Source organism: Caballeronia sp. LZ032 (genome assembly GCF_031451315.1).
In the GTDB taxonomy this organism is placed as follows: Bacteria; Pseudomonadota; Gammaproteobacteria; order Burkholderiales; family Burkholderiaceae; genus Caballeronia.
Genome location: NZ_JARUXP010000001.1, coordinates 2,707,735 through 2,721,934, shown reverse-complemented (window position 1 = coordinate 2,721,934; position 14,200 = coordinate 2,707,735). Strand labels below are relative to the sequence as shown.

Here is a 14,200-nt window from a genome sequence, read left to right as displayed (position 1 = left end):
TTCACCCTCGTTTCGCCTGCTTCGGCGCTCACCCGCAGCGCAGCACGCGCCGCTCTTGGAAAAATTGAATGAAAGCATCCCGTTTCTTCATCGGCACTCTCAAGGAAGCTCCCGCCGACGCCGAGATCGTCAGCCACAAGCTGATGATGCGCGCCGGCATGATCCGCCGCGTCGCGGGCGGTATCTACGACTACATGCCGATCGGCCTGCGTTCGATCCGCAAGGTCGAAGCCATTGTGCGTGAGGAGATGAACCGCGCGGGCGCGCTCGAATTGCTGATGCCCGCCGTGCAGCCCGCCGAACTCTGGCAGGAATCGAAGCGCTGGGAACAATACGGTCCGGAACTGCTGCGCTTCAAGGATCGTCACGAACGCGACTTCGTGATGGGCCCGACGCACGAGGAAGTCGTGACCGACATCGCGCGCCGCGATATCAAGAGCTATCGCCAGTTGCCGGTGAACTTCTATCAGATCCAGACCAAGTTCCGCGACGAGATCCGTCCGCGCTTCGGCGTGATGCGCGGCCGCGAGTTCATCATGAAGGACGCGTATTCCTTCGATAAGGACCTCGACGGCCTTGCCGAGTCGTATCGCAAGATGTACGACGCGTACGTGCGCATCTTCACGCGCATCGGCCTGGAGTTCCGCGCGGTGGCGGCGGACAACGGTTCCATCGGCGGCAGCGGTTCGCACGAGTTCCACGTGATCGCCGAAACGGGCGAGGACGACATCGCCTATAACCCGGCTTCCGAGTTCGCGGCGAACGTCGAGGCCGCGGAAGCGCTGCCGCTCATCGCGCAGCGCGCTGCGCCCACGGAAGAACTGAAGAAGACGCCGACGCCGGGCGCCGCCAAGTGCGAAGCCGTCGCGCAACTGCTGAACATTCCGCTCGAAAAGACCATCAAGTCGATCATTCTCGCGACGGAAAACGACGGCGCCGAGCCCACCATCTGGCTGCTGATGCTGCGCGGCGATCACTCGCTCAACGACATCAAGACCAACAAGCTGCCGGGCCTGAAGGAATACCGCTTCGCGACCGAAGCCGAGATCGTCGAGTGGTTCGGCACGCCGCCGGGCTACCTCGGTCCGCTCAACACGAAGAAGCCGGTGCGCGTGATCGCCGACCGCACGGTCGCGAACATGAGCGACTTTGTCGTCGGCACCAACGAAGTGGATTTCCATACCACCGGCGTGAACTGGGGCCGCGATCTGCCGGAACCCGAAGTGGCGGATATCCGCAATGTCGTCGCGGGCGATCCGTCGCCGGATGGCAAGGGCACGCTCGAAATCTGCCGCGGCATTGAAGTGGGCCACGTGTTCCAGCTCGGCACGAAGTATTCGGAAGCGATGGGCGCCACGATCCTCGATGAAAACGGCAAGCCCGCGCCGATGCAGATGGGCTGCTACGGCATCGGCGTGACGCGCGTGCTGGGCGCGGCGATCGAACAGAACTTCGACGAGCGCGGCATCATCTGGCCGGAAGCCATCGCGCCGTTCGAAGTGGTGATCTGCCCGATGGGCTATGACCGCAGCGACGCCGTCCGCGAGCAGGCCGATGCGCTTTACTCCGCGCTGCAGGAAGCCGGCATCGACGTGATTCTCGACGATCGCGGCGAGCGTCCGGGCGTGATGTTCGCCGACTGGGAACTGATCGGCGTGCCGCATCGCATCGTGATCGGCGATCGCGGGCTCAAGGAAGGCAAGCTCGAGTACCAGGGCCGTCGCGATACCGAAGCCACGCTGCTGCCGGTCGAGGAAGCGGCCGCTGTCGTGACGGGCAAGGTCCGGGCCGCGCTCGGGAAGTAATGCAATACAACTTCCTGTCGGCGACGATCCTGTTGCTGCTGATCACCGATCCGCTCGGCAACATCCCGATCTTCATCAACGCGCTGCGCGGCGTCGCGAAGGAGCGGCGTCGCGTGGTCGTGCTGCGGGAAGTGGCGATTGCGTTCGTGATCCTGCTGGTATTCATGCTGGCCGGCGACCGGTTCCTGCGCGCAATGAACCTCACGGATGTTTCATTGCGCATCGCCGGGGGCATCGTGCTGTTCCTGATCGCGCTGCGGATGATCTTTCCGCATCCGGACGGCGCCATGGGCGGCGACTCGCGCGGCGGCGAGCCGCTCATCGTGCCGCTCGCCATTCCGGCGCTGGCGGGGCCGTCGGCCCTTGCAACGGTGATGCTGCTGACCTCGCAGGCGCCCGGCAAGATGTTCGAGTGGATCGGCGCGCTGACGGTGACGATGCTCGTCTGCGCCGTCGTGCTGATCCTCGCGGAGAAGATCCAGCAATGGCTCGGCGAGCGCGTGGTGACGGCGTTCGAGCGGCTGATGGGGCTCGTGCTGGTGGCGATTTCCGTCGAGATGATGCTCACCGGCATACGCACTTTCGTGCATCAGCTGTAAAAAAAGCGGCCAAGGCCGCTTTTTCATTGGAGGCGAACAAGCCTCATGCGCCCTCGGTCAGCGCGCGGATGGTCGGCAGATTGCGCCAGTAGCCCTTGGCGTCCATGCCGCAGCCGAACACATAGCGGTCCGGCACTTCGAAGCCGCAGAAATCCGGACGCAGCGGCTTGGCCTTCGGAATGATCTTCTCGCACAGCACCGCCGAGAGAAACGTCTTCGCGCCCATCGCCATGATGCGGTCGCGGATGGCGGCCATGGTCTCGCCTTCGTCGAGGATATCGTCGAGCACGAGCACCGTGCGATCCTTCACCGATTCCGCCGGCGCCACGCGCCACTGCATCTCGCTGCCGCCCTTGATGGCATTGCGATAGCGCGTCAGGTGGATGTAATCGAACTCGAGCGGGAAATCCAGATGCGGCAGCAGCATGCCGGTGAACACGGCCGCGCCGCCCATGACCGAGAGCACCAGCGGGAAGTCGTCTTGCGTCGCCGCCTTGATGGCCGTGGCCATCTTGCCGATCGAGGCGTTGACTTCAGCGGCCGTCACGATCTCTTCGGAATGGCTGAAAATATGCAGGGCTTCTTCGCGATTCATAGGGCAAGCGGGGGAAAGGCAGACTTCTTAGTGTGGAAAAAAACGGCGGCGTGCGCCACATGATAAACCCGCGCCTTGTGTCGCTCCTTGTGTCGCGTCGGACGAGCGCAGCGCGGGTTCAAGGAAGCGAAGCTCAGCGCATGCCCGGCATCATGCCCTTCATGCCACGCATCATCTTCTGCAGGTTGCCGCCCTTCAGCTTCTTCATCATCCCGCGCATCTGCTCGTACTGATTGAGCATGCGGTTGACTTCCTGCACGTGCACGCCCGCGCCCGCCGCGATCCGGCGCTTGCGCGCGGCCTTGATGAGCTCGGGCTTGGCGCGTTCCTGGCGCGTCATCGAATTGATGATGCCTTCCATGCGGCGCATCTGCTTCTCGGCGTTGTTCATGTCCGCGCCCTGCGCGGCCTGCTGGAACTGCGCCGGCAGCTTGTCCATCAGCGACGACAGCCCGCCCATCTTCTTCATCTGCGAAAGCTGCGCCTTGAAGTCGTTCAGGTCGAAGTCGCCGCCTTTCTTGACCTTGTCGGCGAGCTTCTGCGCGGCGGCGGTATCGACGCCGCGCTGTGCTTCCTCGACCAGCGCGAGGATGTCGCCCATGCCGAGGATCCGGTTCGCCATGCGGTCCGGATGAAAGACTTCGAGGCCGTCGAGCTTTTCCGCGACGCCGACGAACTTGATCGGCTTGCCGGTGACGTGACGCACGGAGAGCGCCGCGCCGCCGCGCGAATCGCCGTCGAGCTTGGTGAGCACGACGCCGGTCAGCGGCAGCGCGTCATTGAAGGCCTTTGCGGTGTTGACGGCATCCTGACCCAGCATGGCGTCGACGACGAACAGCGTCTCGGCGGGCTTGAGCAGCCCGTGCAGTTCGCTGATCTCCTTCATCATGGCTTCGTCGATGCCGAGACGGCCGGCCGTATCGACGATCACCACGTCATGAAAGTGACGCTTCGCCCAGTCGATGGCCGCGCGCGCGATATCTGCGGGCTTCTGGTCGGGTTCGGACGGGAAGAAGTCCGCGCCGACCTGCTCCGTCACCGTCTGCAACTGACGGATGGCGGCGGGACGGTACACGTCGACGGAAACGGTCAGGACCTTCTTCTTCTGCTTCTCGCGCAGCAGCTTGGCGAGCTTGCCGGTGGTGGTGGTCTTGCCGGCGCCCTGCAGGCCGGCCATCAGGATCACGGCGGGCGGCGTGACGGCGAGATTCAGTTCGGCGGCCTTGCCTTCGTAATCGCCGCCGATCACGGCCGTCAGTTCCTTCTGGACGACGCCGACGAGCGCCTGGCCCGGCGACAGGCTCGACAGCACTTCCTCGCCGAGCGCCTTCTCCTTCACCTTCGCGATGAACTCGCGCACCACCGGCAGCGCCACGTCCGCTTCGAGCAATGCGAGGCGCACCTCGCGCAGCATCTCCTGGGTGTTGGCTTCAGTGAGGCGGGCCTCGCCGCGCAGCGTCTTGACGACGCGCGCCATCCGTTGAGTGAGGTTATCGAGCATGGGGAAACGGTAGGAAAGGGGGCCCTTTTCGGCGCGGTGTCGTACGCCGGCTCAGGTTTCGCCCCGCGCTGGCGCAAGGGGCAAAACGTCGTGACTCAGGGGCCTAGTGTAAACTTCGAACATGGATATTGTACTGTATGCCCTCACTGCGCTTCTCTACGGCGGCCTTGCCGTGGCGGGCTGGCGCGCGCATCGCCACCCGGCCGTGGAGCCGGCGCTGGCGGGCATGCCGCCGGCGGGATTCGGGGCGGCGGTGCGGTCTCCGGTGCCGTCTTCCGTCCCGGCTGCGCCTCAGTCGAAGGCGTCCGGCATGAGCGGCGTCGGACGCTCACTATTATTAGTGGCGTTGCTGGTGCATGGCGTCTTGCTGCACACCACCATCTTTCCCCAGAATGCGATGATCTTCGGCTTCGCGTTCGCGCTCTCCGCTATGTTCTGGCTCGGCGCGGGCATTTACTGGATCGAAAGCTTTTTCTTCCCGCTCGACGGCCTGCGTCTGCTCGTGCTGCCGCTCGCGTGCATCGCGTCGCTGATGCCCTTGCTGTTCGGCGGCGTGCGCGTGTTGTCGTATTCCGCCGCGCCGATGTTCAAGGTGCATTTCCTGATCGCGAACATCGCCTACGGGCTGTTCGCCATCGCCGCGCTGCACGCCGTGCTGATGCTGATGCTCGAACGCCGCCTGCAGCGCATGCGCGGAATGGCCACGCGTCACACCGGCAATGGCTGGCTCGCCAGCTGGCTCGACACATTGCCGCCGCTTCTCACGCTCGAGAAGCTGTTGTTCCGGCTGATCGCGGCAGGCTTCGTGCTGCTCACGCTGACACTCGTCTCGGGCATCGCGTTCAATGAGCAACTGGTCGATCGCGCGCTGCGCCTCGATCACAAGACCGTGTTCGCGTTTCTCTCGTGGCTGATGTTCGGCGCGCTGCTGACCGCGCGCCGCATCTCCGGCTGGCGCGGACGCGCTGCGTTGCGCTGGGTGCTGGCGTCGTTCGCCGCGCTGCTGCTCGCTTATGTCGGCAGCCGCTTCGTGTTCGAAGTGCTGCTGCATCGCGCGGTGGTCTGAGCGGCGCGCTCTTCTTTCTGACCGTACTCATGCGAAATTTCCTCTTTCTGATCGTCCTGTTCTTCCTGAGCCAGTGGCTTTTGAAGAAGCTGCGCCGCGCGAACGAGCGCGCGCAACAAGGCGACACCGCGGCCGGCGGCGCGAGCGCAGGTGGCTTCAGCGGCGCCGGCGCGGGCCGTGCGCGCAATGGCAACGGCTCGGGCGCCTCGGCAGCCCAGCCGCCGCAACTCGCCGATCCTTTGATCCAATGCGCGCAATGCGGCGTGCACACGCCGCGCAGCGAAGCGATCGTCGTCGCGGGCGAGCGCTTCTGCTGTACCGATCACGCGCGCGCCCACGCCAACCGTCCGACTGGCCGCGACGCGCGATGAACACAGGCGGCGGCAGCACGGACCCGGCGCACATCGACGGGCAGGGCTGGCTCACGAACGCGCAGCGCCTGCCGTCGCCCAACTTCGAGGCGCGTCCGGGCAACGCGGCGCCGACGCTCATCGTCGTACACAACATCAGCCTGCCGCCCGACGACTTCACGACGAACGCCATCGCCGACTTCTTCCTCAACCGGCTCGATCACGACGCGCATCCGTACTTCGATCAGCTGCGCGGGTTGCGCGTGTCCGCTCACTTCGTCATTCGCCGCAACGGTGAGATCCAGCAATTCGTTTCCTGCGACGAACGCGCGTGGCATGCGGGCGTCTCGTCGTTTCGGGGACGCGAGCGCTGCAATGACTTTTCTATCGGCATCGAGCTGGAGGGCAGCGACCGCCTGCCCTTCGAGGACGCGCAGTACGGCGCGCTCGGCCCGCTCGTGCGCCTGCTCGTGAAGCGCTATCCCATCGACGCGCTCGCCGGGCACGCCGACATCGCGCCGGGACGCAAGACCGATCCCGGCACTCACTTCGACTGGCCGCGCCTGCGTCACGACAGCGCGTTGCCGCCCTCGTTCTTCCCGTTCCTGCCGCGCGACTGAGCCGGGTTGCTGACATCGAGCAAGATTTTTCTCGTTGCGACGCAGCACGGAGACGCGCGATACCTTTACCGCGCTTGAGGCGGAAAAAGTCAATCCCAATGAAGCAGAAAAAAGTTTTTGAGACTGCGCGGATGCCCACTATACTTGGTGCCGACAGACGTAATTTGCACTAGATCTTGTGTTGTTGAAGCGGCGCCCGCTCCTTGAGCCGGCGCCGTTGGCTTTCCGGCGTAGAAGAAGTTTGGCTGGCCCGGGGCGGTGCGCGAGGCGGTTTCTTTCGATGCAGGTTTCGATGCGAAGGAGGCTGCACGGGCATCGAGCGCCAGCAAGCAGCACCGTGAAGAAGCATGCAAGGGGGGCGAGTTGCGTCGACCGACACCGCGCGCCAACGCGGGCACCGCATGGACGCCAAGAACGATGCGGGCCGCCATCGCCGCGAATCGCGTTCCAGAGCCTGCTGCATTCACAGCCCGGCTTTACCGCCAAAACACCGCGCGCCGCATGACGACTCATGACGCACGCGCGGCATAAGTGATAAATCCGCGGACCATCCGCACCATTCGAACACCAGGAGTTTTGCACATGCAAACCACCGACACCGCCACGACTTCCTTCGAAGGCGCCTCCACCCAGCCGATGGGCGGCGCGCAGCCCGTGAGCGCCCAGGCGCTCGCGCCGAACACGACGTTCGCCGACTATAAGGTCATTCGTCGCAACGGAAGCGTGGTGTCGTTCGAGCCGTCGAAGATCGCGATCGCGGTGACCAAGGCGTTCATCGCCGTGAACGGCGGCCAGGGCGCCGCCTCCGCGCGCGTGCGCGAGCTCGTCGAGCAACTGACCCAGGCGGTCGTGCGCGCGCTCGTGCGCAGCCGTCCGCACGGCGGCACGTTCCATATCGAAGACATCCAGGATCAGGTCGAACTCGCGCTGATGCGCGGCGGCGAGCACAACGTCGCGCGTGCCTACGTGCTGTATCGCGAGAAGCGCACGCAACAGCGTTCGCAGGAACGTTCGGCGAACCCCAACGCGCAGTCGCATGAAGGCGGCGTCATCAACGTGACCGACAACGGCGTCACGCGCCCGCTGGACCTCGACGCACTGAAGGCGCTGATCGCCTCCGCATGCGCGAACCTGGGCGACGCCGTGTCGGCCGACCCGATCCTCGCGGAAACGGTGAAGAACCTGTACGACGGCGTGCCGATGTCGCAGGTCTACGACTCCGCGATCCTCGCCGCGCGCACGATGATCGAGAAGGACCCGGCCTACAGCCAGGTCACCGCCCGCATCCTGCTGCACACGATCCGCCGCGAAATTCTTCAAGAGGAAGTGACGCAGGCCGACATGGGCGAGCGTTACGCCGAATACTTCCCGCAGTTCATCAAGCGCGGCATCGAAGCCGGGCTGCTGGACGACAAGCTGCAACAGTTCGACCTGAAGCGCCTCGGCGCCGCGCTCGACCAGAACCGCGACCTGCAGTTCGGCTACCTCGGCCTGCAGACGCTGTACGACCGCTACTTCCTGCACGTCGAAGGCACGCGCATCGAACTGCCGCAGGCATTCTTCATGCGCGTCGCGATGGGCCTGTCGCTCAACGAAATCGACCGCGAAGCGCGCGCCATCGAGTTCTACAACGTGCTGTCGTCGTTCGACTTCATGTCGTCCACGCCCACGCTGTTCAACTCGGGCACGCACCGCTCGCAGCTGTCGTCGTGCTACCTGACGACGGTCGCCGACGACCTCGACGGCATCTACGAGGCGCTCAAGGAAAACGCGCTGCTCTCGAAGTTCGCGGGCGGCCTGGGCAACGACTGGACGCGCGTGCGCGCGCTCGGTTCGCACATCAAGGGCACGAACGGCAAGTCGCAGGGCGTCGTGCCGTTCCTCAAGGTGGTGAACGACACGGCCGTGGCCGTGAACCAGGGCGGCAAGCGTAAGGGCGCGGTGTGCGCGTACCTGGAGACGTGGCACCTGGACATCGAGGAATTCCTCGAGCTGCGCAAGAACACCGGCGACGACCGCCGCCGCACGCACGACATGAACACGGCGAACTGGATTCCCGACCTGTTCATGAAGCGGGTCATGGAAGGCGGCGACTGGACGCTTTTCTCGCCGTCCACCTGCCCGGACCTGCATGACCTGTTCGGCGCGGACTTCGAGAAGGCGTACACGGCTTACGAAGAGAAAGCCGCGCGCGGCGAACTCAAGCTGTTCAAGAAGATTCCGGCGGCGCAACTGTGGCGCAAGATGCTGGGCATGCTGTTCGAGACCGGCCATCCGTGGATCACGTTCAAGGATCCGTGCAATGTGCGCTCGCCGCAACAGCACGTCGGCGTCGTGCATTCGTCGAACCTGTGCACGGAAATCACGCTGAACACCAGCGACACGGAAATCGCCGTCTGCAACCTGGGCTCGGTGAACCTCGTCGCGCACATGGTCAAGCAGGCCGACGGCAGCTACGCGCTCGATCAGGCGAAACTCAAGCGCACCATCAGCGTCGCGATGCGCATGCTCGACAACGTGATCGACATCAACTACTACGCGGTGCCGAAGGCGCGTAACTCGAACCTGAAGCATCGTCCGGTCGGCATGGGCATCATGGGCTTCCAGGACTGCCTGCACCTGCTGCGCACGCCGTACGCGTCGGACGAAGCCGTGGAGTTCGCCGATCGCTCGATGGAAGCCGTCTGCTACTACGCCTACTACGCGTCGACAGAGCTGGCGGAAGAGCGCGGCCGTTACGCGACGTATCGCGGCTCGCTGTGGGATCGCGGCATCCTCCCGCAGGATTCGCTGAAGCTGCTGGCCGAAGCGCGTGGCGGCTACGTGGAAGTGGATGCGTCGGAATCGATGGACTGGCCGGAACTGCGCTCGCGCATTTCCACCCACGGCATGCGCAACTCCAACTGCGTGGCGATTGCGCCGACGGCGACCATTTCGAACATCATCGGCGTGTCGGCGTGCATCGAGCCGACCTTCCAGAATCTGTACGTGAAGTCGAACCTGTCGGGCGAATTCACGGTGGTGAACGACTACCTCGTCCGCGACCTGAAGACGCGCGGCCTGTGGGACGAAGTGATGGTGTCGGATCTGAAGTACTTCGACGGCACGCTGTCGCGCATCGACCGCGTTCCGGCTGACCTGCGCGCGATCTACGCAACGGCCTTCGAAGTCGATCCGAAATGGCTGGTCGAGGCGGCGTCGCGTCGTCAGAAGTGGATCGACCAGGCGCAGTCGCTCAACATCTACATGGCAGGCGCGTCAGGCAAGAAGCTCGACGAGGTCTACAAGCTCGCGTGGCTTCGCGGCCTCAAGACCACGTACTACCTCCGCACGATGGCGGCGACGCACGTCGAGAAATCGACGGTCGCGCACGGCGCGCTGAACGCGGTGCCGTCGGGCAACGGCGGCAACGGCGGCCATGGTGCCTCGGGTGCGAACGGCGGCTTCGGCGGCGGCGTGAATGGCGGTGCGAATGGTGCATCGGCGGCGGGCAACGGCGGCTTCAACGCGGCGGCAGCGAGCGCGCAGGCGGTCGAGACGGCCCCGGAAGCGGATGGTCCCGTGTGCATGATGCGTCCGGGCGATCCGGGCTTCGACGAGTGCGAAGCCTGCCAGTAAGCGCAGGTTAAGCCGGTCGGGCGGGCCGGCATCGGAGCAGCGTTTCGCTCCGGTGCCGGCCCGTTTGTTTTGCGGTGCGGGCTGGATTGTCGCGGGCGCGGTGGGACGGTTGTGAAGGGTGTGACGGCGAAGGGCGTGAGGGCGAAAGCGAAGCAGGCCAGGCAGGCGAACCGCAACGGCTCAAGGCACGCAGCCGAAGGAGCCAGACGACGCAAAGCTCAACGCCACGCCGACGAGCACCATGCAGGCAAACGCCGCCCGGTCGAACTCCCGAACGCTCAGCCGCGCGTACCCCGCGAGATCTCGGTACCCGCATCGTGCGCGAGGCGCGCGGTGATCGGCATCGAGAAGAACGAGAACAGACCGACGACGAGGAACGCCGGCCAGAAATCGGACCACTGCACGGTGGCATGGCCGTTCAGATACTGCGACAACTCCAGCGTGATGCCCGCGACCGTCACGCCGAGGCCCAGCGACACCTGCTGCACGAAGCTCGCGAGGCTGGTCGCACGGCCGACGTCGCGCGTCTCGATCTCCGCGTAGGCGAGCGAGTTGAGGCTCGTGAACTGCAACGCGGGGAAGAAGCCGCCGAGCAGCACGACTGCCCAGATCACCCACGCGGGCGTGCCGGGGAAGAACGCACCGCATGCCGCAATCGCGATGCCCGACAGCGCCGCGTTATAGAACAGCGTCTGCCGGAAGCCGAAGCGATGCAGCACGCGCGAGGCGAGCGAGCGCATGAACATGCCGCCGAACGCCGACGCGCAGGTGATCGCGCCGGACTTGAACGCGGTCATGCCGAGGCCTTCCTGCAACGCGAGCGGCAGCAGGAACGGCACGGCGCCGAGACCGATGCGGAACATCGAGCCGCCTAGCACGCTGGCCTGGAAGGTCGGCACGCGGAAGAAGCGCAGGTCGAGCAGCGGTTTGTCGGCGCGGCGCGCGTGGATGCAGTACAGCACGACCAGCAGCGCGCCGGCGGCGCACATCGCCCAGGCGATGCCTTGCGGAATCAGTTCGCCGCCGACGAGCGAGAGCCCGAGCAGCAGCAGCACGCCGGCGCTTCCCGAGAGGAAGAAGCCGAACCAGTCGAGCCGTCCCGGATGCTCCTCGCGCGAGTTGGCGATATGACGATTCGTGAGCCAGATGCCGAGGATGCCGATCGGGATGTTGATGAAGAAGATCAGGCGCCAGTGCAGGTAGGTCGTGATGAAGCCGCCGAGCAGCGGTCCGATGGCGGGCCCGAGCATGGCGGGCAGCGAGAGGTAGTTCATCGCGCGGATGAACTCGGAACGGCGCACCGAACGGAAGATGATGATGCGGCCGACCGGAACCATCATCGCGCCGCCTACGCCCTGGATGAAGCGCGCCACCGTGAACGGTCCGAGCGAGGTGGACGCCGCGCACAGCAGCGAGCCCACGACGAAGATGCCGATGGCGGTGCGGAACACGACTCGCGCGCCGAAGCGGTCGGCGACCCAGCCGCAGATCGGGATGAAGACGCCGAGGCCGAGCACGTAGCTCGTGACGGCAACCTTGAGCGTGACGGGATCGCGGCCGAAGGCGCGAGCCATCTCGGGGATCGCGGTGACGATGACGTTGGCGTCGACGCTTTCCATGAACATCGCACACGCGACGATGAGAGGGGCAACGAAAGCTTTGACGGCAAGCGGCATGGCGAATCGCGATCAACTCTTGGCAGCGAGAGCGGCGATTATGGCACCGATATGGAGCAGTCGCTGAAGGATTGCTGTGCGCAACGTGGCGCGAAGAACATTGCTCAATGCGTGAGGACAGATGGAACCGGAAGACCTGCAACGACTCATCACGATGAAGATGCCGTATGGCAAGTACAAGGATCGCGTCATCGCCGATCTGCCCGCGCACTATCTCGCATGGTTCGCGCGTGAGGGTTTTCCAGAGGGCAAGCTCGGCAGGCTGCTCGCGTTGATGCATGAGATCGACCACAACAACCTGCGCTCGCTGCTCGATCCCTTGCGTGGCGGGAAGGCCTGACAGCACGGTTTCGCGGGGTTTCGGGTCGTGGTGTTAACGCGCTATAGGTTGTGTTGAAGGATTTTGCAAGCACAAGATATTGTGGAAAAGCGAGGCATCGAATGCTAAACTTCGGCAACGAATCCGAAGCGCGCGAGCGGTCTTGAAGCGGTCTTCAAGCGGTCTTGCAGGGCATATGAGCAGGCTGCCGCGAGCGTGTTTCGAGCGAAGCGAAGGTGTGGAGCGAAGGGTGTGCGATGACGCGCAACGGAGGTCATCGAAGCGCGCGAGTGAGTGGCAAGAACACGTGATGCGAGTCATCGTTCGGGCACCTCGCAAGCAGTCGCTCTTCACGCATCTTTCGTTTCGCATCGAGTGTCGTCGAGCGACATCGTCGATGCATGAAGCGAGCGACGCTTCGCTGCATCGATCATCGGGCGCGCTGCATGACGCGATGCTCGCGGCACAACGGTCCGCATGACACTGCCGTGTTGAGTACCCAAGCCGCAAAGCCTTGTACGGCGAGGCTCTCAAGGCAGCGAGACAAGCTGCATGAAGCACGCTGCACTGACCTCGCGAGGTCGTCGAAGTCACTCGATCAGGATCGCTTCACACACGTTTGAACGGATATCGCATCAGGCTTCAAACACATCACGCTCTGTCGAGTGTTGTTTGCAAGTAGCAACGTGGAATCCAAATCGCAAGAAAACGAGATTTTTCATGAGCAAACTCTTTTAACGCTCAGAAAAAGATGGTACAAACCGATCTAAATTGATGGTGAGAATTTATGCTCAACTGGGATGACGAGACCACTGCCGTAGCTCCCTCGAGCGCTCCGCAACCGAACGCGTTGCGTAACGCTCAAGGCACGACTTTCGGTACGCAAGCTGCAACGCAAGTTGCGCATGCTCATCAAGCCACTCATCAAGCTGCGCAAGCGAACACGACCAACATCTTCTCCGATGGCTTCGTTCCGCCCGCAGCCGCCACGCCTTCCGCCGGCGCCATCGCCGCGCAGAGCGAGGCCCGCGTCAATGTCGCCGACAAGCGCATCATCAACGGCCAGACCGACGTCAACCAGCTCGTGCCGTTCAAGTACAAGTGGGCGTGGGAAAAGTATCTCGCCGGCTGCGCGAACCACTGGATGCCGCAGGAAGTGAACATGTCGCGCGACATCGCCCTGTGGAAAGACCCGAACGGTCTGTCGGACGACGAGCGCCGCATCGTCAAGCGCAATCTCGGATTCTTCGTAACCGCGGATTCGCTCGCAGCGAACAACATCGTGCTGGGCACGTACCGTCACATCACCGCTCCGGAGTGCCGCCAGTTCCTGCTGCGCCAGGCATTCGAAGAGGCGATCCACACGCACGCGTACCAGTACATCGTCGAATCGCTGGGCCTCGACGAAAGCGAGATCTTCAACGCGTATCACGAAGTGAAGTCGATCCGAGACAAGGACGAGTTCCTCATTCCGTTCATCCAGACGCTGACCGATCCGGCCTTCACGACCGGCACGCTGGAAGCGGACCAGAAATTGCTGAAGTCGTTGATCGTGTTCGCCTGCATCATGGAAGGACTGTTCTTCTATGTGGGCTTCACGCAGATTCTGGCGCTGGGTCGCCAGAACAAGATGACGGGCGCGGCGGAGCAGTATCAGTACATCCTTCGCGACGAGTCGATGCACTGCAACTTCGGCATCGACCTCATCAACCAGATCAAGCTGGAAGAGCCGCAACTGTGGACCGCCGAATTCAAGGCCGAGATCCGCGAGCTCTTCAAGCAGGCGGTGGAACTTGAATATCGCTACGCGGAAGACACCATGCCGCGCGGGGTGCTCGGCCTGAATGCGTCGATGTTCAAAAGCTACCTGCGGTTCATCTGCAACCGGCGTTGCCAGCAGATCGGACTGGACCCGCTCTTCCCGAACGAGGAAAACCCGTTCCCGTGGATGAGCGAGATGATCGACTTGAAGAAGGAACGCAACTTCTTCGAGACACGCGTGATTGAGTATCAAACCGGCGGCGCGCTGACCTGGGAATAATAAAAATCCA

General features: G+C 63.8%; 11 protein-coding genes. 8 read left to right on the top strand and 3 right to left on the bottom strand.

What is annotated here, in order from left to right; all coding sequences use genetic code 11:
* Window positions 1-68 precede the first annotated feature (68 nt).
* Both QCE69_RS12740 and QCE69_RS12735 read left to right on the top strand, forming a co-directional pair.
* Window positions 69-1,805: a proline--tRNA ligase gene (locus tag QCE69_RS12740; RefSeq protein ID WP_309918536.1), complete on the top strand. Its 1,737-nt coding sequence runs from the start codon at window positions 69-71 to the stop codon at window positions 1,803-1,805.
* On the top strand, window positions 1,805-2,404 hold the full coding sequence (locus tag QCE69_RS12735; RefSeq protein WP_309833395.1) for a MarC family protein: 600 nt from the start codon (window positions 1,805-1,807) through the stop codon (window positions 2,402-2,404). The genes QCE69_RS12740 and QCE69_RS12735 overlap by 1 nt, the downstream gene beginning before the upstream one ends.
* A gap of 43 nt (window positions 2,405-2,447) precedes the next feature.
* Here the strand turns inward: QCE69_RS12735 and QCE69_RS12730 are convergent, their stop codons facing one another.
* Window positions 2,448-2,999, bottom strand: coding sequence for a hypoxanthine-guanine phosphoribosyltransferase (locus tag QCE69_RS12730; RefSeq protein WP_309809915.1), 552 nt, complete (start codon window positions 2,997-2,999; stop codon window positions 2,448-2,450).
* Between the two features lie 133 nt (window positions 3,000-3,132).
* Window positions 3,133-4,500, bottom strand: a complete 1,368-nt coding sequence (ffh, locus tag QCE69_RS12725; RefSeq protein WP_309918533.1) for a signal recognition particle protein — start codon at window positions 4,498-4,500, stop codon at window positions 3,133-3,135.
* A gap of 121 nt (window positions 4,501-4,621) precedes the next feature.
* Here ffh and QCE69_RS12720 point away from each other — a divergent pair, with 121 nt between their 5' ends.
* The 4 genes from QCE69_RS12720 to QCE69_RS12705 all read left to right on the top strand — a co-directional run bounded on the left by QCE69_RS12720 (window position 4,622) and on the right by QCE69_RS12705 (window position 10,154).
* Window positions 4,622-5,566 carry a cytochrome c biogenesis protein CcsA gene (locus tag QCE69_RS12720; RefSeq protein ID WP_309918530.1) on the top strand — a complete coding sequence of 315 codons (945 nt, stop codon included), beginning with the start codon at window positions 4,622-4,624 and terminating at the stop codon, window positions 5,564-5,566.
* 29 nt (window positions 5,567-5,595) lie between these two features.
* Window positions 5,596-5,937: a PP0621 family protein gene (locus tag QCE69_RS12715; RefSeq protein ID WP_309918528.1), complete on the top strand. Its 342-nt coding sequence runs from the start codon at window positions 5,596-5,598 to the stop codon at window positions 5,935-5,937.
* Window positions 5,934-6,536 (top strand): 1,6-anhydro-N-acetylmuramyl-L-alanine amidase AmpD, encoded by a 603-nt coding sequence (gene ampD, locus QCE69_RS12710; RefSeq protein ID WP_309918525.1) that lies wholly within the window; start codon window positions 5,934-5,936, stop codon window positions 6,534-6,536. Before QCE69_RS12715 ends, ampD begins: the two co-directional genes overlap by 4 nt.
* Window positions 6,537-7,118: 582 nt before the next feature.
* Window positions 7,119-10,154, top strand: coding sequence for a ribonucleoside-diphosphate reductase subunit alpha (locus QCE69_RS12705; RefSeq protein WP_309918522.1), 3,036 nt, complete (start codon window positions 7,119-7,121; stop codon window positions 10,152-10,154).
* 278 nt (window positions 10,155-10,432) lie between these two features.
* On the opposite strand, the gene QCE69_RS12700 is transcribed toward QCE69_RS12705, so the two are convergent.
* Entirely contained in the window at window positions 10,433-11,830 is a 1,398-nt protein-coding gene (locus tag QCE69_RS12700; protein ID WP_309931049.1) for an MFS transporter, read from the bottom strand.
* Between the two features lie 121 nt (window positions 11,831-11,951).
* Here QCE69_RS12700 and QCE69_RS12695 point away from each other — a divergent pair, with 121 nt between their 5' ends.
* A complete protein-coding gene (locus QCE69_RS12695; protein WP_309811677.1) occupies window positions 11,952-12,170 on the top strand; it encodes a DUF3820 family protein in 219 nt (72 codons plus the stop codon).
* 766 nt (window positions 12,171-12,936) lie between these two features.
* Window positions 12,937-14,190 carry a ribonucleotide-diphosphate reductase subunit beta gene (locus QCE69_RS12690; RefSeq protein ID WP_309809883.1) on the top strand — a complete coding sequence of 418 codons (1,254 nt, stop codon included), beginning with the start codon at window positions 12,937-12,939 and terminating at the stop codon, window positions 14,188-14,190.
* Window positions 14,191-14,200 lie beyond the last annotated feature (10 nt).